This is a genomic window from Nitrospira sp. Nam74, from assembly GCF_965152615.1.
This window is the reverse complement of sequence record NZ_OZ224220.1, coordinates 1,758,851-1,784,507: the sequence shown is the minus strand read 5'-3', so window position 1 is coordinate 1,784,507 and position 25,657 is coordinate 1,758,851. Positions and strand designations below refer to the sequence as shown.

The 25,657-nt window shown below is 54.9% G+C and carries 20 protein-coding genes, 1 tRNA gene and 1 pseudogene; 14 read left to right on the top strand and 8 right to left on the bottom strand.

What is annotated here, in order from left to right; translation table 11 throughout:
* Positions 1–130 precede the first annotated feature (130 nt).
* Positions 131–2,581 carry a family 16 glycoside hydrolase gene (locus tag ACWHYZ_RS08555; protein WP_447986856.1) on the top strand — a complete coding sequence of 817 codons (2,451 nt, stop codon included), beginning with the start codon at positions 131–133 and terminating at the stop codon, positions 2,579–2,581.
* 297 nt (positions 2,582–2,878) lie between these two features.
* Here the strand turns inward: ACWHYZ_RS08555 and ACWHYZ_RS08550 are convergent, their stop codons facing one another.
* Positions 2,879–3,481 (bottom strand): recombinase family protein, encoded by a 603-nt coding sequence (locus ACWHYZ_RS08550; protein WP_447986855.1) that lies wholly within the window; start codon positions 3,479–3,481, stop codon positions 2,879–2,881.
* 1,134 nt (positions 3,482–4,615) lie between these two features.
* Positions 4,616–5,764 (bottom strand): hypothetical protein, encoded by a 1,149-nt coding sequence (locus ACWHYZ_RS08545; RefSeq protein ID WP_447986854.1) that lies wholly within the window; start codon positions 5,762–5,764, stop codon positions 4,616–4,618.
* A 205-nt stretch (positions 5,765–5,969) separates the two neighbouring features.
* On the opposite strand from ACWHYZ_RS08545, the gene ACWHYZ_RS08540 reads away from it, so the two are divergent.
* From ACWHYZ_RS08540 to ACWHYZ_RS08530, 3 genes are all read left to right on the top strand, one after another.
* On the top strand, positions 5,970–6,707 hold the full coding sequence (locus ACWHYZ_RS08540) for a DUF3800 domain-containing protein (protein ID WP_447986853.1): 738 nt from the start codon (positions 5,970–5,972) through the stop codon (positions 6,705–6,707).
* Between the two features lie 326 nt (positions 6,708–7,033).
* Positions 7,034–8,242 (top strand): tyrosine-type recombinase/integrase, encoded by a 1,209-nt coding sequence (locus tag ACWHYZ_RS08535; protein WP_447986852.1) that lies wholly within the window; start codon positions 7,034–7,036, stop codon positions 8,240–8,242.
* Positions 8,233–8,322, top strand: a tRNA-Ser gene (locus ACWHYZ_RS08530). The genes ACWHYZ_RS08535 and ACWHYZ_RS08530 overlap by 10 nt, the downstream gene beginning before the upstream one ends.
* 38 nt (positions 8,323–8,360) lie before the next feature.
* On the opposite strand, the gene ACWHYZ_RS08525 is transcribed toward ACWHYZ_RS08530, so the two are convergent.
* Entirely contained in the window at positions 8,361–8,645 is a 285-nt protein-coding gene (locus ACWHYZ_RS08525) for a tyrosine-type recombinase/integrase (RefSeq protein WP_447987542.1), read from the bottom strand.
* Between the two features lie 55 nt (positions 8,646–8,700).
* On the opposite strand from ACWHYZ_RS08525, the pseudogene ACWHYZ_RS08520 reads away from it, so the two are divergent.
* Positions 8,701–9,152: pseudogene (locus tag ACWHYZ_RS08520) on the top strand (DDE-type integrase/transposase/recombinase); the annotation flags it as partial.
* A 110-nt stretch (positions 9,153–9,262) separates the two neighbouring features.
* Here ACWHYZ_RS08520 and ACWHYZ_RS08515 read toward each other — a convergent pair.
* The 3 genes from ACWHYZ_RS08515 to ACWHYZ_RS08505 form a co-directional block, all read right to left on the bottom strand.
* Positions 9,263–10,075 (bottom strand): hypothetical protein, encoded by an 813-nt coding sequence (locus ACWHYZ_RS08515; protein WP_447986851.1) that lies wholly within the window; start codon positions 10,073–10,075, stop codon positions 9,263–9,265.
* A 300-nt stretch (positions 10,076–10,375) separates the two neighbouring features.
* The gene (locus tag ACWHYZ_RS08510) at positions 10,376–10,627 is read right to left on the bottom strand and encodes a hypothetical protein (RefSeq protein WP_447986850.1); all 252 of its coding nucleotides are present in this window, start codon (positions 10,625–10,627) and stop codon (positions 10,376–10,378) included.
* 129 nt (positions 10,628–10,756) lie between these two features.
* Positions 10,757–11,158 (bottom strand): hypothetical protein, encoded by a 402-nt coding sequence (locus tag ACWHYZ_RS08505; RefSeq protein WP_447986849.1) that lies wholly within the window; start codon positions 11,156–11,158, stop codon positions 10,757–10,759.
* 738 nt (positions 11,159–11,896) lie between these two features.
* Between ACWHYZ_RS08505 and ACWHYZ_RS08500 the strand changes: the two genes are divergently transcribed.
* Positions 11,897–13,050, top strand: a protein-coding gene (locus ACWHYZ_RS08500) for an IS3 family transposase (protein WP_447986848.1) whose coding sequence is annotated in 2 segments (ribosomal slippage) — positions 11,897–12,155 and positions 12,155–13,050 — 1,155 coding nt in all. Because the reading frame shifts where the segments join, the coding sequence is not laid out codon by codon here.
* A 34-nt stretch (positions 13,051–13,084) separates the two neighbouring features.
* A complete protein-coding gene (locus tag ACWHYZ_RS08495) occupies positions 13,085–13,414 on the top strand; it encodes a PilZ domain-containing protein (protein ID WP_447986847.1) in 330 nt (109 codons plus the stop codon).
* 101 nt (positions 13,415–13,515) lie between these two features.
* Here the strand turns inward: ACWHYZ_RS08495 and ACWHYZ_RS08490 are convergent, their stop codons facing one another.
* Entirely contained in the window at positions 13,516–14,100 is a 585-nt protein-coding gene (locus tag ACWHYZ_RS08490; protein WP_447986846.1) for a PAS domain-containing protein, read from the bottom strand.
* Between the two features lie 316 nt (positions 14,101–14,416).
* Between ACWHYZ_RS08490 and ACWHYZ_RS08485 the strand changes: the two genes are divergently transcribed.
* The 4 genes from ACWHYZ_RS08485 to ACWHYZ_RS08470 are packed head-to-tail and all read left to right on the top strand — an operon-like array spanning position 14,417 to position 19,958.
* Positions 14,417–15,619, top strand: coding sequence for a DNA polymerase Y family protein (locus ACWHYZ_RS08485; RefSeq protein ID WP_447986845.1), 1,203 nt, complete (start codon positions 14,417–14,419; stop codon positions 15,617–15,619).
* A gap of 15 nt (positions 15,620–15,634) precedes the next feature.
* Entirely contained in the window at positions 15,635–18,679 is a 3,045-nt protein-coding gene (locus tag ACWHYZ_RS08480; RefSeq protein ID WP_447986844.1) for a DNA polymerase III subunit alpha, read from the top strand.
* Positions 18,680–18,682: 3 nt separating this feature from the next.
* On the top strand, positions 18,683–19,354 hold the full coding sequence (locus ACWHYZ_RS08475; RefSeq protein ID WP_447986843.1) for a UdgX family uracil-DNA binding protein: 672 nt from the start codon (positions 18,683–18,685) through the stop codon (positions 19,352–19,354).
* Positions 19,344–19,958: an isochorismatase family cysteine hydrolase gene (locus tag ACWHYZ_RS08470; RefSeq protein ID WP_447986842.1), complete on the top strand. Its 615-nt coding sequence runs from the start codon at positions 19,344–19,346 to the stop codon at positions 19,956–19,958. Before ACWHYZ_RS08475 ends, ACWHYZ_RS08470 begins: the two co-directional genes overlap by 11 nt.
* 11 nt (positions 19,959–19,969) lie before the next feature.
* On the opposite strand, the gene ACWHYZ_RS08465 is transcribed toward ACWHYZ_RS08470, so the two are convergent.
* Positions 19,970–21,472, bottom strand: coding sequence for a M20 family peptidase (locus ACWHYZ_RS08465; RefSeq protein WP_447986841.1), 1,503 nt, complete (start codon positions 21,470–21,472; stop codon positions 19,970–19,972).
* Between the two features lie 155 nt (positions 21,473–21,627).
* Between ACWHYZ_RS08465 and ACWHYZ_RS08460 the strand changes: the two genes are divergently transcribed.
* From ACWHYZ_RS08460 to ACWHYZ_RS08450, 3 genes are all read left to right on the top strand, one after another.
* Positions 21,628–22,944 carry an MFS transporter gene (locus ACWHYZ_RS08460; RefSeq protein ID WP_447986840.1) on the top strand — a complete coding sequence of 439 codons (1,317 nt, stop codon included), beginning with the start codon at positions 21,628–21,630 and terminating at the stop codon, positions 22,942–22,944.
* An 86-nt stretch (positions 22,945–23,030) separates the two neighbouring features.
* On the top strand, positions 23,031–23,552 hold the full coding sequence (locus tag ACWHYZ_RS08455; RefSeq protein WP_447986839.1) for a peptidylprolyl isomerase: 522 nt from the start codon (positions 23,031–23,033) through the stop codon (positions 23,550–23,552).
* 229 nt (positions 23,553–23,781) lie between these two features.
* The gene (locus tag ACWHYZ_RS08450) at positions 23,782–25,305 is read left to right on the top strand and encodes a tetratricopeptide repeat protein (protein ID WP_447986838.1); all 1,524 of its coding nucleotides are present in this window, start codon (positions 23,782–23,784) and stop codon (positions 25,303–25,305) included.
* Positions 25,306–25,657 lie beyond the last annotated feature (352 nt).

Sequence of the window (25,657 nt, the reverse complement as noted above, 5' to 3'; positions counted from 1 at the left end):
GAGTCCTACATTCCATCTTGGGCTCGCATGTTAGAAGAGTCACGGTTATGTTGACGAAATAATCTTTGTACAACGATATAACCGGCTTCGCAGCTGATAGTAACGTCAAACCACAATACCGGAGGTGCACATGGTAAAGACCACCGAGACAACTTCGTTCACGAAAGATATTCAAGGTCGCTACCTCTGTAACGATATCACTGAGGTAAAAGCGTGGAAGAATAGCGGTGGACGTCCCTTTGACGTGATCGTGATCGGCGGAGGCACCTTTGGGGCGGCGATTGCCGAACATATTTGGTTCAGGCAAAAGCAGACGGGCGGCGGGCTTCGCACGCTGGTCATCGAAGCGGGCCCCTTCACACTCCCGGAACACGTACAGAATACAGGCATTCAAGGGTTCTCTGACCCAGCAAATGGGTTCTTTCTTAACGAAAACGCACCGCAGCCTGAGCCTCCACGCAACGAGGTATGGGGCGTCCCATGGAAGTCGTCCACTGCATTTAAGGGACTCGCATACGCCATCGGGGGCCGTTCTGTGTATTGGGGCGGATGGTCGCCACAGCTCCTCCCAGAGGAGCTCACGACCTGGCCGCCTGACACCGTGACCGACTTGGACAACACTTACTTTGAGGAAAGTTCCAAGCAGATCGGAGTAGATGCGACCAACGACTTCATCTTCGGGGAGTTACATACCGCCTTACGTAAGCAGCTATTTGAAGGGCTTGGCACGGCAGCCGACGCGATTCCGTTGGACAAGCTGCCCCCGTCGCCGCTGCTAAAGTCCGGAGAGGATCCGGCAAAACTCCTCGGCTTAGATCCGAAGACTGGCCTCTCGGAGGACGTCCTCAAAAACATGTTGAAGCTCGAAGCGCCACTGGGAGTGCAGGCGCGCCCGCCTCATGCGGGCTTTTTCCCAATGAATAAGTTCAGCACCATCCCGCTGTTGATCAAGGCAGCCCGCACGGCGTTCTCCGATTCAAACGGTAATGACGCGACGAAAGAGTTTATGGTCCTGCCGAACACTCACGTGTTATCACTGCGCAAAACACCAACGGCGTCCAACACATGGCGTGTCACCGGGGTCGACACGAGCAACGGCTTCATCGAGCTAGCCCCGGGTGGAGTGGCAGTCGTTGCGCTTGGCACAATTGAAAGTGCTCGGCTGGCACTGGCCTCGTTCGATGGCACGGGCATCCCCACGTATCCCCTGATGGGGAAGAACCTTATGGCTCATCTGCGGTCTAATTTGGTAGTGCGTGTGCCACGCGCGGCCATTAAGGACCTGCCCCCGATCACGAATGAACTGCAGACTTCTGCGCTGTTCCTCAAGTGCGCTGCCAAAAAAAACGGTAACATCTTTGGGTATTTTCATCTTCAGATTTCGGCGACAGGGGGGGGCAACACGGCTGGGGCCGAAGACGAGCTTTTCAGAAAAGTGCCGGACATCGATTTTTTTGAGCAACTACGGACGTCCACCGATACGCACGTTGCGATCGCGATCCGAGGCATTGGGGAAATGGCTCCAGCCGATTTCAATAATCCGGGTGCGCATCCCAGCCGCGTTGAACTCGACGCGCGCACGGATGAGTACGGCGTCCGCCGTGCATCCGTGACAATTGCGACGGGTCAACGCGATAACGACCTATGGGACGTGATGGACACCACAATGGCCAAGGTGGCTGCAATCTTCGCCGATGGGCAGCCAATGCAAGAGATACAGAGGAACCGCGATGGCTTGGGCTCAACACATCACGAAACCGGCACGCTGTGGATGGGAACCGACGCCACCAAGAGTGTGACTGATCATGCTGGCCGATTCCATCATACCGAGAATCTTTACGCCGCCGGCCCGTGTCTGTTGCCCAGGATTGGATCGCCTAATCCTATGCTCACTGGCATCGCGCTGGCCCGACGCACAGGCGACCATATCATGAATCCCCCACCCTTCATAGCCGATGATAAATTTGAGGCTCTTTTCGACGGAAGAACGGTGGGGAATTGGAGGATGTCGACGATCCGAAACCAGCCGGGACGCGACAATCCTGGTACTTTTCGCATTAGACGAGGTGCCTTTGAGGCGCTTCCAGGCACCGATCTCGGCCTTCTATGGCTCGACCGTCCGACCCCGCCGCGGTTCGTGCTGAGGTTACAGTGGATGACGACGTCGCCCGACGACAATTCGGGTGTGTTCATTGCCTTCCCTAATCCGGAGAATCAAGGCTACGATAACACAGCATACGTAGGCGTTAACCTCGGCTTCGAGATACAGATCGATGAACTTGGCCGTCCGGATAATGCGCCCATTCACCGTACCGGAGCAATCTACGCCTTCAAGGGACCAAGCGATGGACCCGTGACGGTCCGACCGCTCGGAGAGTGGAATCAGTACGAAATTACTGTTAGCCATCCCGATTTCACAGTCGCACTGAACGGACAGGTCATCAATCGATTTCACTTCACTGGCGACGCGCAGTCACCGAAACGCGGTCTACCGTCAAGTGCAGCAGAACCCCGGTTCATCGGCCTACAAACCCACACGGGGAACGTACTGTTTCGGCATATTCAGTGGAGAGAGATCTGACAAAAATCGAGGCGCGTCGGACGCGGTGTAAATTTACGAGGCAAGTTCACTGCAATGCCACCATGCCGCCAGTCCCTTAGGCGGCATGGTGATCAGCACGGGGACCATGCTATGTCTTTTTTTGGGAGAGTGAACGGTACTACCTGACTGCAAATGCAATTGGTAGATAAAATTAATGGGTGGAACGACTTTTCGGCGAGGGATTTTAAACCGTATTTAAGAAGAGGTCGGGAACAGCGACTATGTGATGGTTCCTGATTGCTAATCCGAGTAGGTGTTGGGTCAAATTGGAGATTCTTACGCGGCTTTCCTGCCCTGACCTACAATCCTCTGAACGGTCCCCACGCCAATGCCCAATTCCTTCGCAATTTTTATAATCCCCTTTCCTTCGCCTCGTAGCGCACTAATCTTCGCTTCCATTTTTTGATCGATTGGCGGCCTGCCAAGGCGTTTCCCTTGCGCTATGGCCGTGGCAAGGCCGGACTTGACGCGCTCCACGATCATCGCCCGTTCAAACTCGGCGAAGACGCCCATCATTTGGAACAAGGCCTTCCCGGCTGGCGTCGTTGTGTCAAGGCCTTGCTGATGAAGATACAGGTCTACACGCTTTGCATGCGCTTCTCCAAGGAAGCCTACTAGGTCTTGTAGCGACCTCCCTAATCGATCAACGGACCAGGCAGCAACAATATCAATCTCTCGTCTGGCCATGGCCTTGCACATAGCATCGAAGGCTGGCCGGGCTTCAAGTTTCTTCGCTCCACTGATTCCTTTGTCGATATACTCCTCTACTACCTCCCATCCTGATCGCTTCGCGGCAGTCCGAAGTTCCCTCAACTGGTTCTCCGTTGTTTGTCCGTCGGTACTGACCCTTGCATAGATCGCGACCCGTTTGGACTTCATGTATTTCCTCCTGTAATTGACCTGCTGCAAGATGACACACTGATATACGGAAATCAATTGTTTTCTGAATGGCAAAAGACTGAAAATAACAACACCTGTTTTCAACGTATTAAAGAGCCGATCGCCGCGGGGATTTCCGTATAGGCAGGAACGCGATGGATCACAGTTGCCGATTGTGATATCTAATCGCCAGTGCCTCCTTGGATGGTAGGGCGTACTGACTCTCGTTCAATCGGATGACAACGTGATGCAAGACAAGTTTTGTGCGGACCCGTCACTTTACGATGTTAGAAGCATGTTTCCCGCAGGTCCCCTTCCTATCTTCTCGCCATCCGAAACACATGCCTTAAATGCATGTCCCGTAGACAGCGTCACCCATGGGTTCCTTGTATTGATTCGAGAGACTTTAAGACCGGACTCCCCGATTGCGGACGTGGCGACGATTATTGAGTTTGCCGCCGATTGGTTCAACGAACAGGGGCCGGATCTTGTCATCCGGAACACAATAGTGAGGCGATTGGGAATTGATCTGGCTACATTTCGGTTGTATTTGAAGGCACCCAAGTCCGTTTCACGTCTAGAGGGCGTTCGACGTGACTTATTTGCAGGTTCTCACGCGCGGGACCCTTCTCCGGATCGACTTTGGCCGCACATCGTAGAGGTTAGTCGGGTGCTGCATAAATGCCCTTCGGTCAGCCATCAGGATCTACTGCGTTCCGTTGGAGCAGACACATGCGCATGGTGGTTGCGCAGGGGGATAGGAGTGCTCAAAAGCCATGGCTTGGTGGAATGCAAAGAAATCGAAATTCCCAAGCCACGCCGTGGCGGTCGTCGCGTAGCCCTGTGGTACCGATCACTCTTAGATGTCGGCACAGATACTTCAGGCCTTTAGGACTTTACGCCTTTCATGACGGCCGCATTACAACCCCCAACCATCAGATAGAAAAACCCTACGAATCTGAGGGTCTTCGAGTCCTCGTGATGTCGACAAGGTCGGGTTGTGCATCGGCTAGCGCACGCTGGCTGATGCTATGTGAAAACTTTGAACCCTTGAATACTTGAATACTTGAAACATTGAAGTAGCCGATAATCCGTTAAGGCATTGCTTTTAGGCTCATCCTCGCCGTGTTCTCGCTAACGAAACGCATTGTGCAGCCTTTGTTTCCATACGCTAAGTCGATCGTGCTCGGCCTCGGTTCCCATCACAATATCTCGCGTGTGTGGCTGATAGCGGAGGCGATAAACAGTAGAGACGTGGCAGTCATCGCATTGCCCGGCATAGACAAAAAGGCCGCTCCCCGACCCTGTAATTTGATGCTCACTAAAAATTGCATAATTAGGGTCTTCGTCAGAGGCAATACAAGACCTATTAAGACAGTTTAGTGCCTCCGATGCGAGACCGCCCCGCCCAGACCCTTCTTGCCTCGCTTTTTCACGGATATGGCGGTCATAGACAAACAGGGGGTATAGGGGTTCGACTTGCGGCGACTTCAATGGGTCACCGTCATAAACCATGGCAACGCGGTAGATCAAATTGAGGTCTTTGAGATGTTCGAGGGCTCGTACCAATGCGTCGCCGTTTCCACGGGTAGCTTCTTCAATGAAGGAATCGCTGGCACGGAGTCGACCCTCTGGTGACACCACCCAAAATCGCCAATCTATCCCGTTATCCCGCTTTCGTCCCTTCAATCCGAGATAAACCAAGCCATCGATGGCGTCACCTTCGGCATTCCATGTCTCACTGAGACATGCCGGATTAATGCCACCATAGTCCGCGTATCGGTTATGCCGGTAAAGTGCAAGCAGGAGCGAGACGGCATCAAGACGGTGATCCCTGTCCATTTTGATCATTTTCACGACGGGCGGCTGACTCATCCCTTTGCCAAGACCATCGATTAACACGTTGGGTAACGCAACCATATCCGTATCGTCACCGCAAGGCGGCAGCACTTTTGCCGGAAACGTCCGAACGCGCGAAGCTACCTCCTCCCGGCTAATCTTCGACCAATCACCAGGCTCCATGACGGCATTTTCCCCGTTATCGCCGATCGATACGCGTTTCAGGGTTTCAACGATTTCGTCTGCCTTCGCTCGCGTCATTTGGAGCTTCTGCGCGATGGCCCAGGCTCCCGCGGAGGTGATATTGCGGTTCCACTGTTTGTGTTTGGCCAACACCAAATAGGCGAGGAGACATTCAGCCCACTGCGTCTGTCGAGCAATGTTCCGTAGAACCGGATATGAAACGATAAAGAAATTGCCGGCCATTCCCGACGACGGTAGCAAACAGCCTTATCTCAATCAAGAATGCTATGGAACCGGTTTAATGCTTAATTAGCGGCCGAGATGCCCGTCATTCCCTAAAGGGGGCTAGGCAAGAGCGAGGGAATGATGGCAACGCACCCATACGTCAGTTGCTTGGTTTCATTTGGGTGCGATATAAATACGTTTAAATTTAATGCTTAATTAACATCATTGGGGTAATAGCCCTATGTACGTAATGTTCCTAGATGAATCCGGTACGCATAATCTTTCAAGCTCAGACCCCGACTACCCGGTTTTCGTGCTCGGTGGTGTTATTGTGAAGAAGAGCTACGCCGAAAATGAGATGGAACAACGTATCAGGCAATTTAAAATCGATTTATTCGGCCGTGACAACATTATTCTCCATACCAGTGACATCAATAGAAACAGAAACGGGTTTGAACGACTCCAGGAAGGGGAATTCCGCGCCAAGTTTTATGTCGAGCTCAATAGGCTGATGCGATCGCTAGAGTACCGAGTGCTCGCGTGCGTCATAATGAAGGAAGATCATCTAAAGGAATATGGTTTGGCGGCACTCGACCCGTACATGTTGAGCCTCGACATTTTGGTGGAGCGATTTTGTTTTGAGATAGGCAACAGGCCGACATCAGGAAGTATCATCGCGGAGAAACGCAACCCGGAGCTTGACCATGAGCTTGAGATCGCATGGCTTAATCTTCGGATCAAAGGTACCCATTACGTAGCAGCAAGAGAAATAGAGAGAAAAATAATAGGACTCACAACGCGTCCGAAGAAAGACAATCTTGCAGGGTTACAATTAGCCGATCTTGTGGTTAATCCGATTGGTAGGCATGTCCTGGGACGTCGAACCCATGAAGATTTTGAAATAGTGAAATCCAAGCTCAGGCAAAACAGCAATGGTGTCTATGAGGGGATCGGGTTGGTTATTTTGCCCGGAAAATAAAAAGGGCCGGGGTCCGCTACGCAGCTCCCAGCCCATGAGGACGAATAATATGTCGATATAGTACTTCACTCACTGGCTCTTGTCAATGCTCACCGAGGCCACGTATCCCCTTGAGACCCCTCGCCTTACTGTTTCATCATCTTTCACCTTATAGCCAAAGCTGGGCGACGCCTGATTTGGGTTTCCCCACCACCGCGCCACCTGATTGCCGTAGAGAAAGAAAGAATATTGACCGTCACACAATATTCGTGGGCCCATTCTTCTCGGTATTGTACGGAATGCCGCCCGTTGACATCCCGCCTCACGCCCCCTAAGCTACCCCTCCAATGAAAAAGGTGGAAGACTTCGGCATCATCGGTCCCTATCCCACGCGCAACGGCCCCCGTTACGGCGTAAAACTACGGATTAAAGGACGACTTTGGCAGCGCCAAGGCTTCAAGACGAAATCAGCCGCCCGCGCCCTTCGCGATAAGATCCGGGGTGAGCGGTATGAGGGGCATGAGGCGACCTTTTTTTCCGAAAAGTATCGAGCGAAGCAGGCGAAAGCCACGTCCATTGCCCATCTCTTGCGACTCGTCGTCGAGGACTATCGACGCAATGGGCGCAAACATCAGGACGATGCCAAGGCCTTTCTCCGCTTTTGGACGAGCTACAAGGGCAACACGAAAGCGGCAACCGTCACGGGGGCGATGCTCAGGAGTTGGGCTGATGAATGGATGGCGAAGGGCACCAGCGCCGCCACCGTGAATCGACGGATGAGTAAATTGCTGAAAGGCTATCGACTCGGCAAGGAGCAGGATCCGCCGATTGTGTTCACCGCGCCGAAGTGGACCAAGCTCAAAGAATCGGACCCCCGCTCAGGGTTTCTCGAATGGGACACCTTCGCGCTCATCCGGCGCGAACTCCCCGCCTATGCCCGCATCCCGGCAACCATCGGGTTTTGGACCGGCATGCGGTATAGTGAAATCGTCGCGCTGCTGTGGTCCCAAGTGACGTTCGACGAGCGGCGCGGCACGGTCCGCATTCAGCTCACAGGAAACACCAAGAACGGCCACCCCAGACAAGTGATCATGCCGGGTGACCTGTATGAGACGCTGAAGGCCTGGCGGGAACACACCCGCGCGGTCGCTTGTCGGTCCGTCTGCCAGTATCACGGGCGCCCAATGGGGGTCATGCAAAAGATTTGGAATACGACGTGTATGCGCATGGGTTTGGGTACCGCCACCTGGAACGAGGACCGCCTTGAATGGCAGCAGTATCGCGGGCCCATCTTTCACGACCTGCGGCGCACAGGCCTGCGCAATCTCATCAGTGCGGGCGTCGATCGGGATACGGCGAAGAGCATCAGCGGCCACCTGACCGATTCTGTCTTCTCCCGGTACAACATCGTGAACGAAGAGAACCTAGAGAAAGCCGGGCAACAAGTCGCTGCCTACATGCAACGTCGAATCGAAGGTATGAGTCCCAGTATGAATCCCCCATCTTTCGGCCAGGTGGTGGAACTTAAGCCATTGAAAACCGTAGCGGAGGGGTGACGGAGCGGCCGAACGTGCCGGTCTTGAAAACCGGAGTCCTCGTAAGGGGACCGCGAGTTCAAATCTCGCCCCCTCCGCCATATTCTCCGGCACAATTTGAGGTTTTCTGGAATTCTGGCTAAACTGTGGCTAAGGCTGTTGGTGTATCACACACCTGTCTGTTTTCCTCTAGTGCAATGAACTTCTTGAGACCCTCCGTCAGGTCCGCCTCACAAACAATCGCGTAGCGCCGGTACACCGCCTCCTTTTTGTGCCCAGTAAGCTTCATCGCCACCGAACGCGGCGCCGCGGCCCGCTTCAGGTTCCGAGCGGCAGTACGCCGGAAGTCATGTGGAATCCGTTCGGGTATACCGGCCGCCGTGCGAGGTTTTTCCCATCGCCGATAAAGCGCCTTCGGATGCATCGGTTTGATTGTGGGGCGATCGGACCAATTGAAGATCTGGACTTCAATGCGACTGCCCCAACACCATTGGGTCACCGATATCACCTATATTCGCACGCACGGAACACTGGCTATCCCTCTGCGTCGTGCTGGATTTGTATTCGGGCCTCGTGGTGGGCGGGTCGATGAGTCCGCGGCAGGACCGCCAGGTAGTGGTGCACGCCGTGCCGATGGCGGTCCGGCAGCGCTCGGCCCGCCCGCCCGTCATTCTATACTTGGAGCGCGGTGGGCAGTTGCGCCGACAACGAGGCCGCGGAAAGTTTCTTTGGCGGGTTCAAACGAGAGCGCGTGAACCGGCGGCAGTACCGGACGCGAACGGAAGCCAGAGGCGATATCTCCATCGGGCGGTGTCACAATCCGCGTCAGCGGCGAAGACTCGCTAGGCAGCCACAGGGTGAACGACTTTTAACTCAATCGTCCGCGGAAACGGGTAGAACCCCAGCAGACGGGCTAATTCAGGGATCGCCATAAAGGTGAATACTCGTTTAGTTAATTGCCGGTTGCGAATCCCCTCTAGCGCGTCCGTGGCGGGTGAGTTACGTTGCGTTATATCGCATAGGTGCTACGAAAGAAGAGTACTAATTGGCCACAAATCCAAAGCACTTCTCAGGTAAAGAAACCAGCTTATATCTCTCCAATGCGTGGACCATGCCGCTTTCATCTCTCACTGTCAAGGTATAGAAAGAATCCTTGGTCCGATTAGGCAGTAACGATACGCCTTTCACCATCCACACTGTGACACCGGAGCGATCTCCAGTTTTGTGAAGTGGCTCCCTCTTCGCCTCCAAGGATTCGTTTTGCGAAATATTGATGGGACCATCCTCACAAGGAATTCGCATGTTGGATTGCACCCGCCATTCCTGCCCTTTAACAATTGTGTTATCGGGAAGCTGAATGCTTAGTTCCCAATTCGCGAGGGTCGTGCTGGAACCATCGTTCCGAAGATGCGCAAAGACCAGGACCCCCATAGCCGTTGCCATCTCATCCGTGCCTGTTCGTGATGCAGAGGCACGCTGCCATGGAAATAGTCGTACTCTCGTAATCTCCCCCTCTATTCGCGGCTTATCCTTAAGCACCTTCGCAATTTCTTCGGTCTTCAACCTTAATTGTTCGGCCAGTAAACGAGCCCTATCAGTTGCATCCCTGGTCAATGACTCTTGTTTCTCCTTCTCTTTGTTTGCGACTTCCTGCATGCGCTCCATCTGTCCGATCTTTGTTCGCATTTCCTCTTTTTTTTGGGCATCAAAATAGACAAGCACGGCGCCACCAACGGTGAAGGTCACAAGTCCAATGGAAAAATAAATCTTCCATTGGGGATAGTTTTGCATTAACCATGTATACCCCGTGCATATAAGAACTATGGTGAGATAGAACCAAAGTTCAATGACCATGTCGAATAATTCTAGCGAGAAGTCCTAGGCCTATCGCTGTACGCAAAGCAACCTCACTTATTATGATAGATGTTGGGGTCGCAAAGCGATTGATCCAATTGCCCCTAGGCATCGGTAAACGCTTTTTGTTCGGAGCAGCCAAACTTCATCGAGGGGGCCTCTGCCTTTTTCTGCTACCACGCTGCTAGCAGAACAACCCGGCTCAGCATGATCCATCAAGATCATCATTCTTCCAAAACTTCGGTTTTATCTTGTGATAGGTCGTCTTAAGTTATGTCGGATAACGGATCTGAGCAGCTCTCAATCAACGGGTCGATGGTAGGTATAGTTATGAGGAGGCAGGCAGGGTGTCTTTGGCGAGAAGATCGCTGAGACTCTGAGTCGGCCTAGCACGGCGCTCAATCCAATCCGCGCCATGTATCTCGCCAACGCATCAGCGAGCTGCTGACGCTCCAGCACGACGGGATGAATCTTCCTCTTACGTGCGTTGATGAGGCTTGGTTGCTGTCCACTGAGTCCAACAATGAGTTTGATCTTCACCGCAAGATTCACTATGGCCAACCTGAGTTGGAATCATTTCCGGCCCGCGAGATCGGCGATAAGCTGACCGCAAAAGTGAAGAGATTGAATGCGGGCTACGCTTGACAAAGGCCATTACTCAAAGGGAAGGACGCCAAACTCTTAGCGAATCTGCGGCAATTCCGATGCCTTCCCGCATGTTAGTTGAAACGAGTCGATCGCATTGGCCATATCGAACTTCCCGAGGTCTTTGACACGTTGATTGGGCACGAAAGCAATTTCGTTACCCTTGAAATCCTTGCGGTCATAGGCTTTCATATACGCATTTGGACCCATAATGACGCTTTCAATATCATTGCCCCAATCCTTTCCTTCAAGATTGTTAAGCGTCGCATATTGAGCTGGCCCTTGTAGGCGCAGAAATGGATCATCTCGATCGAAGTCGTCGTCCTCGTAAAGCTCAACCCAACACTCCTTATCTACGATCTGTGTTTCCAAGGCCGCATTAACGAACGACGAGGATAGCAACAAGGCCAGTGCTATGACGATTCGGAATGTCCGCATAGGTGCTCCTTCGTTAAGCAATCTCAACCAAAGTGTACGACCGAGCCTTAAGCGCGGCCTATCGGATGATGACGAGTAAAGGTGTCCCCGAAACAGGAAGCTATCTATCAGCGGGCCGCGCTCACGCTGTGGCGGCCTCTATCGCCATTCCTAATTCCTGACTGCGCGCAGACAGATATTTCAGTATTGATGAACGACACAACCGTGTCCCATGCTCGGAGCCGGTGTGCAGACCGCGGTACCGTTCGCAAGGCACTCCCCCGGTTTCCGATCCTTTGACTGCCGCCATTGCGATTTGTCTGACCGCTATAACTCTACTCGTTCAATCTTGATGTCACGATATCGGCCAAGAACCGCAACCTTTCTCGCAACTGTCCTAGCTGCCCGCTGCGATTGACCGTGCAACCGTCCCTGTGGCTAGTTTGCAAAAGGTCGAGTTTCCGATCTTTTGTCACATCGCATTCGCATAGCTATGGTGCCTCATAAGTGTCTCAGTTGAAACACATGAGACAGAAGAAGCTCTTGCTTGTTCGCGATGTAGATCCTTCACAAAAGCCTTCGATTCTATCCAGAAAGTCCTAACGCAATACCTGGCATAGTTCCTGAGTACGGGTGGCCTTCGATCGGAAGCATGAAGGCGCAATGACGATACTGTATTCAATGAACGGAGGACGACTGGCCTGCTGCCGGTTTTAAAGACACCCAGTTAGGTGTATGAATGAAACCGGAGGTAAGGGCATGGAGCGACGCAAGTTTACGCGAGAGTTTAAGCTGGAGGCGGTGAAGCTGATCCGAGAACGCGGGGTCACTGTGGCACAAGCCGCTCGGGATTTGGGCGTGCATGGGACGGTGTTGCGTCGATGGGTGCAGGAGTGCAGGGCCGATTCACAGCAGGCTTTTCCGGGCCAGGGGCAGATGAAGCCTGAGCAGGCGGAACTCGCCCGGCTCCGTCGTGAAGTCATCAAGCTCAAAGCGGAGCGGGACATCCTAAAAAAAGCCGCGGCCTACTTCGCGCAGGAGGCGCTGTGAAGTTTGCCTTCATCGCGAAGCACCGGGGAATTTGGCCGGCGGCATGGTTATGTGAGGCGCTCGGTGTCTCGCGCGCAGGCTTCTATGCCTGGCGGACCCGGTCGCCGAGTGTCCGGGCGCGGGCCAACGAGCAGTTACTGATCCGCGTGCGGGCCAGCTTCCACACCAGCGATCGCACCTACGGGGCGCGGCGGGTCTGGCACGACCTGCTCGTGGAGGGCCTCGCCTGCGGCCTCCATCGCATTGAGCGGCTCATGCGCCACGCCGCTTTGCGCGCCCGCCCCCGACGGCGACGGATGCCCTCGGATACCGGCATGCGCTCGACGAACGCCGTCGCCGCCAATGTGCTCAACCGGACGTTTGATGCCGCCTCGGCGAACCGCAAATGGGTTGCCGACTTCACCTATCTCTGGACCGCTGAAGGCTGGCTCTATGTCGCGGCGGTTCTCGATCTCTTCTCGCGGCGGGTCGTGGGCTGGTCCATGAGTGCGACGATGACGGCCCAGCTCGTCACCGATGCGCTCGTGATGGCGATCTGGCGGCGGGGCACGCCTCACACGGTCCTGCATCACTCCGATCGCGGGAGCCAGTATACCAGTGAGCCCTTCCAACGGCTCCTGGCCGACCACGGGGTCACCTGCAGCATGAGTCGGGCAGGCAATGTCTGGGACAATGCGGTGATGGAGAGCTTCTTCTCCTCGCTGAAGACCGAACGCACGGCCGCAAAGATGTACCGTACACGAGCCGAGGCCAAGGCCGATGTGTTTGATTACATCGAGTGCTTCTACAATCCGCGGCGGCGGCATTCGACGTTGGGCTATCTCAGCCCGATGGAGTTCGAAAAACAGGCTGGATTAGCGTAAGAGCGTGTCTACCAAACCGGCAGCAGGCCAGACCATGAGCCAGCAGTTAAGCGTGAAGGAACTCCGATGCCGTGCCCGAATCACCTTGTCAGTCCCGGTCATGGTGACAAGCCTGGATACCGGCTTGAAGTGCCAGGCGATGTGCGACACGCTTGACGTGAGCAGCAATGGCGCACTGCTTCGGCTACGACGCACCCTGCCTCTTGGAACTCGCCTTCGTCTGGACATTCTCCATAGCAGCCAAGTGACGGAGGCGCGTGTGATCCGCTGCGATATGGACGGGACGAGGGCCTGGAAGATTGGGATTCAGCTGTTGCAACAGACAGGAAACTTCTGGGGAGTTAAATGTCCGCCCAAAGATTGAGATGGCTCAAAAAGCGCTGATGACGGTCACTGGTACGGATGATTGCCTGATGGCTGGGATTTGTCTGAGACTGAAAAACCTCAACTGGAAGGATTCAGCACCTAAGCGGGGTTCTTAACTTGCTGTACCTTGGCCACGAGGCGCATGTTCTCCGTTCGTAGTCGCTCCACCTCTTTCTCGAGCGCAATCATTTTCAACTCCCGGTCGACAACCACATCATGAAACTCTTCCAGTTCTCGAACTTTCTCTTCGAGTTTTTCATGGGTCTGCTGAAGCTCTAGGACAAGTCTCTCGCGCTCTTCTTCCACTTTTTTACGGTCGGTAATGTCTCGCGTAAAGCATCGTGTGTGAATGAAATCCTCGTTCTTCCAAAGAACATTCGATGTGATAAGGACGTGTTTGATGGAGCCGTCTTTCGCCCGCAGGCGCGCCTCGTAATTTTTGAGTGTCTCCTTCCGGCTTAATCGCGCGAGAATATCCTCAATCACGGGAGCATCGACATGGAATTCGGCGATGTGATGGCCGATATACTCTTCTCGGCTATATCCAAGGAAGTCTAATTCAGCTTGATTGGCATTGAGGACAGTGCCGTCCGGACCAATGAAGTGTAATCCCACGGCGCCATTCTCAAACAGGTCAGCGAAATCATCAGAAGGGTCGCAGGGATCTCTTGAGCTGGTCAGCATGCGACCATAATTTATCGAAGCAGGCGGTCGGCGTCAACGTGATGAGAAGGGGCACAGACGTCATACAACCTAAGTCCTCAGCACCAATCTCAACTCGCTCGTTGTCAGCATCCGCTTAGTGGTCCTTCCTCATCGCGAGAGCAACGCCCTGGCGCTTTACTGCACCACTCCAGGGCATCCGCACCTATAACTGACGTCCTATGTAGCGGCTTAATAATTACCTAGTTTGGCTTCCCGCTGTACCGGCCTGACCCTCTCTTGACTCGTTCCTTTCCTTATGTAACCATTGGTTACATTGAAGGCCGACTTCAAGCACATGGACCGTCAGATTGTCTACTTCCAAATCCCCTCGTTCGAAATTTCGCTGGCACGGCGGCAGGACGCGGCATTGCGCCATCGACCGGTGGCGATTGCGCCGACCCATCACTCCCGGGCCTGTGTGCGAGAGGTCTCTGCCGAAGCTTACGGTGACGGCCTACGCCCCGGTATGTCGGTCGAACTGGCTCGACGACTCTGTCCTACTGTCCGTCTCATTCCACCTGACTCGGTACGTATTCACAGCGCTTATCGGGACATCCAAAATATCGTGGCCGAATTCGCTCCCGTGTGGGAGCCTGTTCAGCCGGGCCACCTCTTTTTGGATATCACCGGGACACACCGGCTCTTTGGTGCAGCAGTCGATACGGCCTTTCGCATTGAACGCGAGATCATCCGCCGTGAGAACTTGACCGGCGTGGCAGGCATCGGCACGAATAAACTTGTGTCTCATGCGGCCGGGACGATCATAGACCCGCCGCAACTTTGTGAAATTCGGCCCGGGTTCGAACGAAGCTTCATGGCTCCCATTCCAACGTCCCTACCGTGTCGTATGCATAAGATCTTACCTGCCTCATCTCTAGCATTACTTGAAGATTTAAATCTGCGTACATTGGGCGCCATCGCCGACATTCCCCTCTCTCATTTACAACTCGTTCTAGGTCCGACCGCCGCCTTGCTGCATGAGTGGGCACATGGCATCGACCTCTCACCCGTTCTTCCGCCCATGCAACAGATCAGCGTCGAGCGATCGCACTCCGTGTCGCCGGATGAAATCGATGACGACCGCCTCCGTGGCTTGCTGTATGGGCTGTTGGAACAAATTTGCCGGACCCTCCGTCGACAACAGCGCGTCTGCGGGCGTCTCGCCCTCACGATCCGGCATAGCGATCATGTAGAAATTCGTCAGCAGCAGCCCATTGATCCACCAACCTATTGGGAAGCCGACCTGTACCCGCCTCTGACGCATCTTTTCTTCCGATGCTTCCAACGACGGATTCGTCTCCGCACTATGATCCTCAGGGCGGAAGCCCTTCAGTCCTTCAGTGGACCGTCTGGAGAACAATTATCGCTGTTCGATGCAGACATATGTGATGCAAGGCAACGCCGGGAGCGGTCCCATCGACTGGCACTTGCTCTGGATCGTATTCGCGATCGGTTTGGAGAGCCGGCCATAACATGGGGACTCGCAGGACACCGTTGAACAGGACACGCTTTCATGCCGCCCTTCGTTCATCTCCATGTCCACTCCGACTATTCGCCCATGGAAGGCGTCTCCACGCTGACGACACTCTGCAAGGTCGCCGCAGCGCAGGGCTCAACTGCCATTGCCCTGACTGATACGAACGGCCTCTACGGTGTAATTCGCTTTGTGGCGATTGCCCGTGACGCCGGACTCACCCCGCTCATAGGAACCGAACTGGTAAGTGGGACTCACCGAGCCGTCATCCTGGCCAAAACTCCTGATGGCTATGCCAACCTGTGCCGATTGCTCTCTGCTCGGCACTGTGACCCCTCCTTCAACTTTATTGAAGCCGTACGCCGATATCGCAGCGGGAACCTACTTATGACCGACGATGAATGCGCCCTCGCCACCTGGATGAATGATTCGCCGGAAGATCTCTACGTGGAGTTAACGCCCGGTCCCTCGATGCACCAGGCACTGGCCGTGAGCCGCCGGACTGGCCTGCCGCCCGTCGCCACCAATCGCGTTCGCTTTGTCCAGCCGGGTGGCTTTGTCGTGCATCGCCTTCTGCGAGCCATTGCCTTGAACACGACTCTCTCCCGTCTTCCACCACAGGCGTGCTGCGCGCCCACCCATTGGCTGATGCCGCCTGCATTGATGGAGAAACAGTATCCGCACGTCCCGCAGGCGCTGGAAAATACTCTGCGCATGGCCGATGCCTGCCACACGGAGTGGAATTTTGGAAACACGATTTTCCCCGCCTTCCGCTGGCTCCCGGACAACGAGGCCTTCACTCTGTTGCAAGACAGGACCTATACCGGTGCGCAACAACGGTACGGCTCGATTCACCCGCCCATCCGAGCGCGGATCGAGCAAGAACTGGCCGTCATCCGTGACAAAGGCTTTGCTCATTATTTTTTGATTGTCGATGAAATTGTCCGGCAAGCGCCGCGCACGTGCGGCCGCGGTTCAGTCGCGGCTTCCATCGTCTCGTATTGCCTGAACATCACGCACGTCGATCCCATTCGCCACCGCTTATTTTTTGAACGCTTTCTCAATCCCGGCCGGAAAGATCCACCGGACATCGACATCGATTTTCCATGGGACGAGCGCGATTCCATTGTCGACTGGGTGTTCCAGACCTATGGCGGCGAACAAGCAGCCATGGTCGCAAATCAGAACACCTTGGGGCTCCGAGCCTCGATCCGTGAAATCGGGAAAGTCTATGGCATGCCGGCGGCTGAAATCAGCCGCATCTCGACGCTCATTGCACGCCGCAAAGGCTTTCTGTGGTTCGACCATAGGCCCTCGGCTGCGGCGTGGGCACGCGAATTGTCCGCATCACTGCAACTCAAGACGCCATGGCCCGACATTCTTCATGCGGCCGTCCTGGTCCAAAACCACTTTCGCCACCTGTCGCTTCATTGCGGCGGCATTGTCATCGTACCGGACGAGATCCGGCGCTACGTGCCCGTCGAAATCGCCGCTAAGGGCGTGCCGGTGATTCAATGGGAAAAAGATCAGACCGAGGAAGCCGGTTTGGTCAAGATCGATCTGCTGGGCAATCGGTCCCTGGCAGTCATCCGCGATGCGGTGTTAGCCATCAAAAAAAATACGGGTCGGAAGATCGATTATGCGACATGGGATCCGATCGATGATCCTGCCACACAGGCCTTGATCCGGCAGGGAAATACGATCGGCTGTTTTTACATCGAGTCCCCCGCGACGCGACTCTTGCTGAAAAAACTCTGGGGCGGCATGCCCGCAGATCGCCTTCCCGACGTGAACGTCTTTGAGTATCTCGTGATGGTCTCCTCACTCATCAGGCCGGCTGCTAATCCCTTCGTGGAAGAATTCATTCGACGTGTGCACAGCGGTCAGCGAGACCCGTGGCATCCGCTTCTGAAATCAATCTTGGATGACACGCACGGCATCATGGTGTACCAGGAAGATGTGACGAAAACCGCCATGGCCTTGGCCGACTTTTCCCTGGAAGATGCCGATCAACTGCGGAAGGTCATCAGCAAGAAACATAAAGAAAAGCAGCTCCGGGATTATCACGCGCAATTTTGCACCGGCGCCGCCAAGAAGGGTGTGCCGCCCGCCACCATCGATCGCATTTGGACCATGATCATGAGTTTCGCCGGGTATAGTTTCTGCAAACCGCATTCCGCCAGCTATGCGCAGGTCTCCTTCAAATGTGCCTATCTTCGCGCTCACTACCCGGCCGAATTCATCGCCGCAGTGATCGGCAACCAAGGCGGCTTCTATTCGACCTTTGCGTACCTGTCAGAAGCCCGCCGAATGGGACTAGAGATCTTGCCGCCAGACGTGAATGCCAGCGAGTGGACCTATACGGGTTGTGGCCGAAAGATTCGTATGGGCTTGATGCAAGTGAAGACGCTGCCCAAAGCCTTAAGCACACGCATTGTGACAGAACGGGGCACAGGGGGACTCTTTCAATCCTTCCAAGATTTTCTCGCACGTATCGAGCCTGAGCCTGCGCACGCTCGAACGCTCATTAAAGCCGGTTGCTGCGATTCCATTGCCGGGGAACTGACCCGTCCGGCGCTCTTGTGGCGAACCTATACAGGACGAAAAGCCATCTCCGGCCTCCCGATTCCGGATGAGTACGCCCCTTCACAAACCATTGTCCACGAAGCCGAGGCGTTTGGATTTGTTGTGAGCTGCCATCCGCTTCAACTCTATCAAGCTCAGTTCGATTCACTGCGCCCCGTTGCCGGATCTGACATGGCATCTTACATTGGACGCCGCGTCACGATGATCGGCTGGTTGATTACGGAAAAGTTTGCTGAGACAAAAGAGGGGCTGCCGATGGAATTCGCCACGTTCGAAGATCAGACGGCCCTCTATGATGCCACGATCTTTCCGGAGGTCTATCGCCGCTGTTGCCATCTTTTGGCTCCCGATCGACCCTACGTACTGAAGGGCTTGATCGAAGAGAGCTTCGGCGTCGTGACGTTGACCGTCACAGACCTACACGTTGTGGGAATAAATCAGGATACGACCGAACCACATCCGTGGGGCAAATGGGATGAAAGAGGCGTGGTATGTTAAGTCATGGCGAAACGACCACTCACACGTTCCGCGGCTGATTTCATTCCTTCTACACCGGCACTGCCGAACTTACGGCAGGCGGCGAAATCTTGCACCGGCTGCGATCTGTATCAACAGGCAACTCAGACGGTGTTTGGAGAGGGCGCTTACGACGCCACCATTATCTTCGTCGGCGAACAGCCCGGCGATCAGGAAGACTTGCAGGGGCATCCCTTTGTCGGACCCGCCGGCCGCTTGCTCGACAAAGCACTCTTGGAAGCCGGTCTTGATCGCAACAAGGTCTACATTACGAACGCGGTCAAGCATTTCAAATGGGAGCCGCAGGGCAAGCGTCGCAAACATAAACGCCCGTCGTCCGCAGAGGTTGCGGCTTGTCGTCCATGGCTCGCCGCGGAATTGAACGCGATCCATCCGCATATTCTGGTGTGCCTCGGAGCGACCGCCGCGCAGTCGGTGTTCGGCAAAGTCGTGCGCATCAATGAAACTCGCGGGAAATTCATGAGAACTGAGTGGGGGCCGGCCACGTATGTCACAATTCATCCATCTTCGATTCTTCGCCATCCCGACCGAGTGCAGCAAGAGGCGGAGTATCGACAATTCGTGGAAGACCTCAAGCAAATCCGTCGCAAACTGACGGAAGACGAACGGAGGACCGAAAGGCCTGATGTCTCGTAACAGTCGACACGATCTCCATGGCAATGTGCCGGATACGGCGCATACCGGCCTATTGATCATCGACATGATTAATGAATTTTCGTTTCCGGATGCAATGACCATGTTTCCGGCTATTATTGGCATGGCTGAACGCATCGCCGCGTTGAAGCGACGGGTGAAGGGCGCCGGGTATCCCGTGATCTATGTGAATGACAATTTCGGGAAATGGCAATCCGACTTTAGAAAAGTAGTCGCGCGATGCCTTGAAGAGCCATGCAGGGGAAAAGAAGTCACGAAGATACTGTCCCCGGAGGAGGATGATTATTTCGTCCTAAAGCCGAAGCATTCCGGTTTCTACGCCACGCCACTCGAACTGCTGCTCACCTATCTGAATGTAAGGCGTCTGATCCTCACGGGGGTGGCCGGCAATAGTTGCGTTCTTCACACAGCGGCCGATGCTTATATGCGCGAGTTCGAACTCACCGTCCCATCCGACTGTGTCCTATCCACCAATGCACGCGCGAATACGGCGGCGTTGGAACACATGGCAACCATGTTGAAGACAGACGTCCGGCTCTCCCCAGAACTGAGGCTAACCGTTCATGCGCATTCGACCACCGAATAAAAACGTCAATGTTACTCGTTAAAGTTGCGGATGAGACGTATGTAAAACGCAATCACATCGGCGTAGTTGCCGACGGCCAGCCGTTCGTTGACACCATGAATGCGCACCATGTCCTGAGCAGTCACACGAAGAGGAAGAAACCGATAGATATGCTGACTGAGCGATTGATAATGGCGCGAGTCCGTGGCGCCCAAGACGAGCCCTGGAGCCACGATCACATCACGAAATTGTTGGCCGATCGTATGCTGGAGGGTGGTAAATGCCTGGGACTCTATCGGTGAGACAGCGGACGGTTCGCTGATAATTCCTGGAAGACGGCGCACGATGACACGTGGATCACCAATGACACGAGTGATATGTTCGATGACACCTTCAATACTATCTGATGGATGAACCCGAACATTGACGACCGCTCGCGGCCGTGAAGGCAGGACATTTTCTTTGCTGCTTCCATCGAGCATGGTGGGCGCGAAGGTGGTTCGGATCAATGCTCTCGTCGGGGCGCTTCTATCCAGCAGCAGTTTCAGAACCGGATCAAACAGCCAGAGATTTGCCAGCCCCACGCGATGGCCCGTTGACATTTCGGGTCCGAGAAACTGAAACAGCGCTCCCGCCGGTCCATCGGTATGCGCGGGCATGGGATGGGATTCCAGCGCCTGGATGGCCGACGCCAGAATACCGACACTTGTCTGCGCCGGCGGCATCGAGGAATGTCCTCCGGCCCCCTCGGCGGTGACCTCGACGCTCAGATAACCCTTTTCGGCAAGGCCAATCGAAGCAATCGGACGATCGACCCCTGGTACAATTCCCTCGAGAAGCGCCATCCCTTCATCGAGGATCAGAGCGGGGCGCACTCCAGTTTGTGCCAACCGCGCGGCAATGGATTTGGCGCCGGCCTGCCCGCCGACTTCTTCATCATGGCCGAACGCCAGTAATACCGTACGCCGGGGCGTATAGCGTTGACGAAGCAGGTGTTCCACCGCTTCCAGAGGTCCAAGCACGGCGGCTTTGTCATCCATCGTGCCCCGTCCCCAAATGTAACCATCGGCGACGGTTCCTGAGAACGGTGGATACGTCCATTCATTCTCGGTTTCTATCTCGACCGGCACGACATCCATATGGCCCAGCAAAAGTACGGGGGGAAGCGTCGGGTCCGTTCCTACCCACAGGTACAGCAGACTGTAGTCGTTGATCAGCTCCCGCTGAAGCGTTCGATGCGTCTCCGGAAACGCCTTGATGAGATATTGATGCAAGCCGGTAAACGCGTCACGATTGAACTGCGAATGGTCTTGATAGGAGATAGTCCGAAACGATACTGCCTGCGCCAGCCGAGCGGCAGCGGCATCGACATCGATTTGAATGGGTGGTCCAGGGAGAACGGGAATCTGCCGAGATGTGAGCGCCAGCGTCCGAACTAACAGCACACTACCGAGAGCCAAGACTCCTAGCGTGATGATCCAAAAGAGACGACGGGAACGTCGCCGACGCCGTCGTCTTTGCACTTCACTCAGCATAAGGTGATCTTCTATAACCGGTTCTTATGATCGCCGTCAAACGGCACCGTCGTCCAACTGATTGACGCCGTACGCTTGATTCCTGTCTCTATGCTAAGTAGAGTGCCTCGCCAGCCCCTTTCAATAAAGCGTTCAATGATCACCGTGACCAATCCATGACCAACGCCGCCCCGACCCGCATCCGATGGCGCATTGCCGGCCTCCTGTTTGCCATCAGTGTCGTGACCTATATCGATCGCGTCAACATTTCCGTGACCGCTCGCCAGATGATGCCTGCACTTGGACTGACGGATCTACAAATGGGGCAGGTCTTTTCGGCATTCGTGTTCGGCTATGCCTTATGCCAAATCCCTGGAGGATGGTTAGGCGATCGTTTGGGCGCCAAACGCGTGCTGACTGTGGCGATTATTTGGTGGTCGATTTTTACGGCGCTGACCGCCGTGGCGGCCGTGCTTCCTCTTGTCTATCTGATCGGCCCGCTTGGATCGCTGATCCTGGTACGGTTCCTGGTCGGCATCGGTGAGGCGGCCGCGCTTCCAAACTTCAATCGCACTGTCGGGAACTGGTTGGCTCCCCATGAGCGAGGGCTCGGCATTGGAATCGCCATCGGCGGTATCGGCGTTGGGTCCGCCATAACGCCGCCGGTCACGGCATGGATCATGGTGAACTTCGGCTGGCAGACCGCCTTTTATGCTGCCGCACTGTTAGGCTTAGTCGTTGCCCTGGCCTGGTTTCTTTACGCCTCCGACCAGCCTCGAGACCATCCTCATGTCAATGCAGCGGAAGTCGCGCTGATAGAAACACCGCCGGCTGCGAAGGAATCGGCCGCCGCCATGAGCCCGACTTGGGCGCAGATTGCCAGAACCCGGACAGTTTGGTGGCTCGTGCTGAGCTATAGCTGCCTCGGCTATGTCGCTTATGTGTACATGTCATGGTTTTATCTGTACCTTGTGAATGTGCGCGGGTTCGGAGTTCTCCGCGGCGCGGTGTTCGCCTCCGCCCCGTTTGTCGCCATGGCGGTGTTCTGTCCGGTGGGAGGGTGGGTCACGGATCGGCTGGCTATGCGATGGGGTATTAACCGAGGGCGGGCTCTCGTCGGCGGGACCGGAATGGTCTTGGCAGCCGTATCTATCGTACTAGGCGCATTTACAGACTCACCCTATGCCGCCATCGCACTCCTCTCATGTGGTGCAGGATGGCTCTACTTTCCGGTCGGTGCGTACTGGTCATCAACGGTGGATTTATCAAAGCGCCACGCCGGAGCGCTCTCCGGCCTCATGAATACCGGCGCCAACCTTGGAGGTGTCCTCTCACCCACTCTAACCCCCTGGTTAGCGCAGCAGATTGGCTGGTCTGGAGCACTTGGAGTCGCCGCGTGTGTCGCGCTTGCCGGCGGCTTGATGTGGAGCCAAATCAAACCGGGAGAAGGAATTTGGCCGAGCCGCAAGGCGCAAGAGGATGAGTGGGCTTAATCCTCTCTCAAGCTTTTCGTGACTCCTTCTTCGGAGCGACCGTTGTTATCTTGCGTAATGATGGCCAGTGCTGATAAATTTCCCCCGTGGGATTGCAATTTGAAAAGAAGAATCCGCGTGCCGTCATTTCGACGAAATTTGGCGACATGCTCGTCAAGTTCTATCCCGATGCGGCCCCCCGACACGTCGAAAATTTCATCAATCTCGTCAAGATGGGATTTTACAACGGCATTCGCTTCCACCGCGTCATCCCAGGCTTTATGATCCAAGGCGGCGATCCGGCCAGCAAGTTGCCTGAGCGGGAGTTGCATGGCACTGGTGGGCCCGGATATGGGCTTCCTCCCGAACCGAACGATCAGCCGCATAAGCGTGGTGCACTGTCCATGGCGAAAATGCCGCGCGAAAGTAACAGCACGCGCGACTTCAACGATAGTGGGTCACAGTTTTTTATTTGTGTAGCGGATGCGAGCGGATTGGATCGGCGCTATACAGTGTTCGGCGAAGTCTATCGAGGTGTCGAAGTCCTTGATAAAATTGTGGCTCTGCCACGAGATGAGCGAGACAATCCTCTAGAACCGGTAGAAATGACCATCACGGTCAGAGAGTAAGCGATGGATGACCACTTCATTTTCTGTGGCCCTGATCAATTGATTAGCATTTCCCTCAATTAGCGCCGCCTCTTCACCTCGTCAATTTACTATTTACTATACGACATTTACACCCACATGGGCGGGTACTACCACGTTTGGTGTAAGCGCAACCTTTCACGCTTATTTCCTAAGACAATGATAGGCAGATAGCAGCCGTATCACCCACAATGCACCCAAAGGGGGCATTGTGTCGACACACTGGCTAAAGCATTGTTCGCGACTCTTCTGGCACGGTACCTGGGTGACCCTGCTTGCGGCATGTACGCATGTCGGCCAGCCCAACACATCGATGAGTCCTTTCTCGGCGGGAAAGACTGATGAGTCGACTGAGGTGAAAGGCGAAGCCGATTTCTACACCGCTCGTGCCGTCTCCAAATATCGCGTGAGAGAGTATGCCGGGTCGATGGAAGACGTATCACGCGCGATCGAATTGTCCCCACAACAACCGGTCCCCTATACGACCCGGGCCACGGTGAAACTTCAGACGGGCGATTACATTGGCGCAATCACCGACGCGTCGGAATCACTCCGCTTAAATCCAAACCAGACGGACACTTATGTGATTCGTGCGGTCGCGAAATACAACCTCATGGACTATGCAGGCTCGGTCAACGACACGACAGAGGCGATTCGCTTGTCTCCAACCAACGTCTTGGCCTATGCAAATCGGGCCGGCACCAAGCGCAAAATGGGTGATTCTCAGGGAGCGCTAGAGGATTTATCTCACATGATCGCACTGGCACCGAATAATGCCTGGGCCTATCTGTTACGCGGAGCAGTCCATGTAGATATCGGTGCCTGGTCGGACGCACTAAACGATTACAACCAGGTCGTGGCACTGCAATCCGCTGATGCCGAGGTCCTGACCAACCGCAGTCACGTCAAAATTCAGCTTGGTGACATTCATGGGGCTCATCATGATGCGGAGGCAGCCCTCTCGTACAACCCTCAGCACGCCGATGCCTATGTCAATCGTGGATGGGCCAAACTGCTCCAGGACGATGCAACCGGCGCGGTCATCGATCTATCGAAAGCGTTGCATTACAATCCCTCCCTCACGGCGGCGTATGTCTTGAGAGCCGAAGCGCACATCAAGACACGTCAACTTGCCGCCGCGCTCGACGATCTAAGTCGGGCCATCTCGATGGGCGAAGATAATGCCCAAACCTATTTTGCACGAGGCAAGACAAGGCTCTCCCTCGGCGATCTCTCCGAGGCCATACACGACTATTCGGCGGCTATTCGCCTCGCTCCTCACGATCCCATTGTCTATGCCAATCGCGGCTGGGCGAAGTTTCTGCTGGAAGATCCTCAAGGTGCGTTGGATGATTTGGCGCGCGCGATCGAACTGAGCCCGAACTATGAATACGCCTATGCCGCGCGCGGCCGGGTGGAACTGACACTGCATAAATACCAAGCCGTGCTCGAGGATACGACCCGTGCGGTCTCCATCGCCCCTCGCTATGCCGAGCCATATCTATTGCGGGGCCTGGCTAAGCTCGAAACTGGAGATCTGATCGGCGCCCTCACCGATACCTCCATCTCCATTACACTCGACACCACGAATGCCGAAGCGTACCTGGCACGCGGCCTCGTATACCTCGCGCTTAACGAACCCACTAACGCCAAACAGGACTTCTCAAAAGCCGGCGAGATCTCACCGCGATTGATGGAGGAGATTCGAGGCAGGCAGACGGAGAAGGAGACGTGACGGACGCTATCTTAAATGAAAATTGGAATCAGACCGGATCAGTATCACGTTACGGTCCAATTAAAATCCCTGGGGATCACTTATTAACCTCAGGGCCACCTCTCAAGCTTTTAAACATTTCGTCCAACAGAGGGTCAGTCCAGTCCTTCTGACACCCTATCCCAAAGAACGATTTAGCTGTAGTGATTGACACCCTGGTTATGATGACCCATTTGCTCTAGCCATACGCCAGTCGTCTCTCCTCCAGGGGCGCATAACTCCCCCCACCAGGTCCGAGGTACATATCCCTCGATATACAGTGCTTCGTTCTTAGTGATCTCAAACCCGTACATTGCCAAGGCATTAAGTCCCG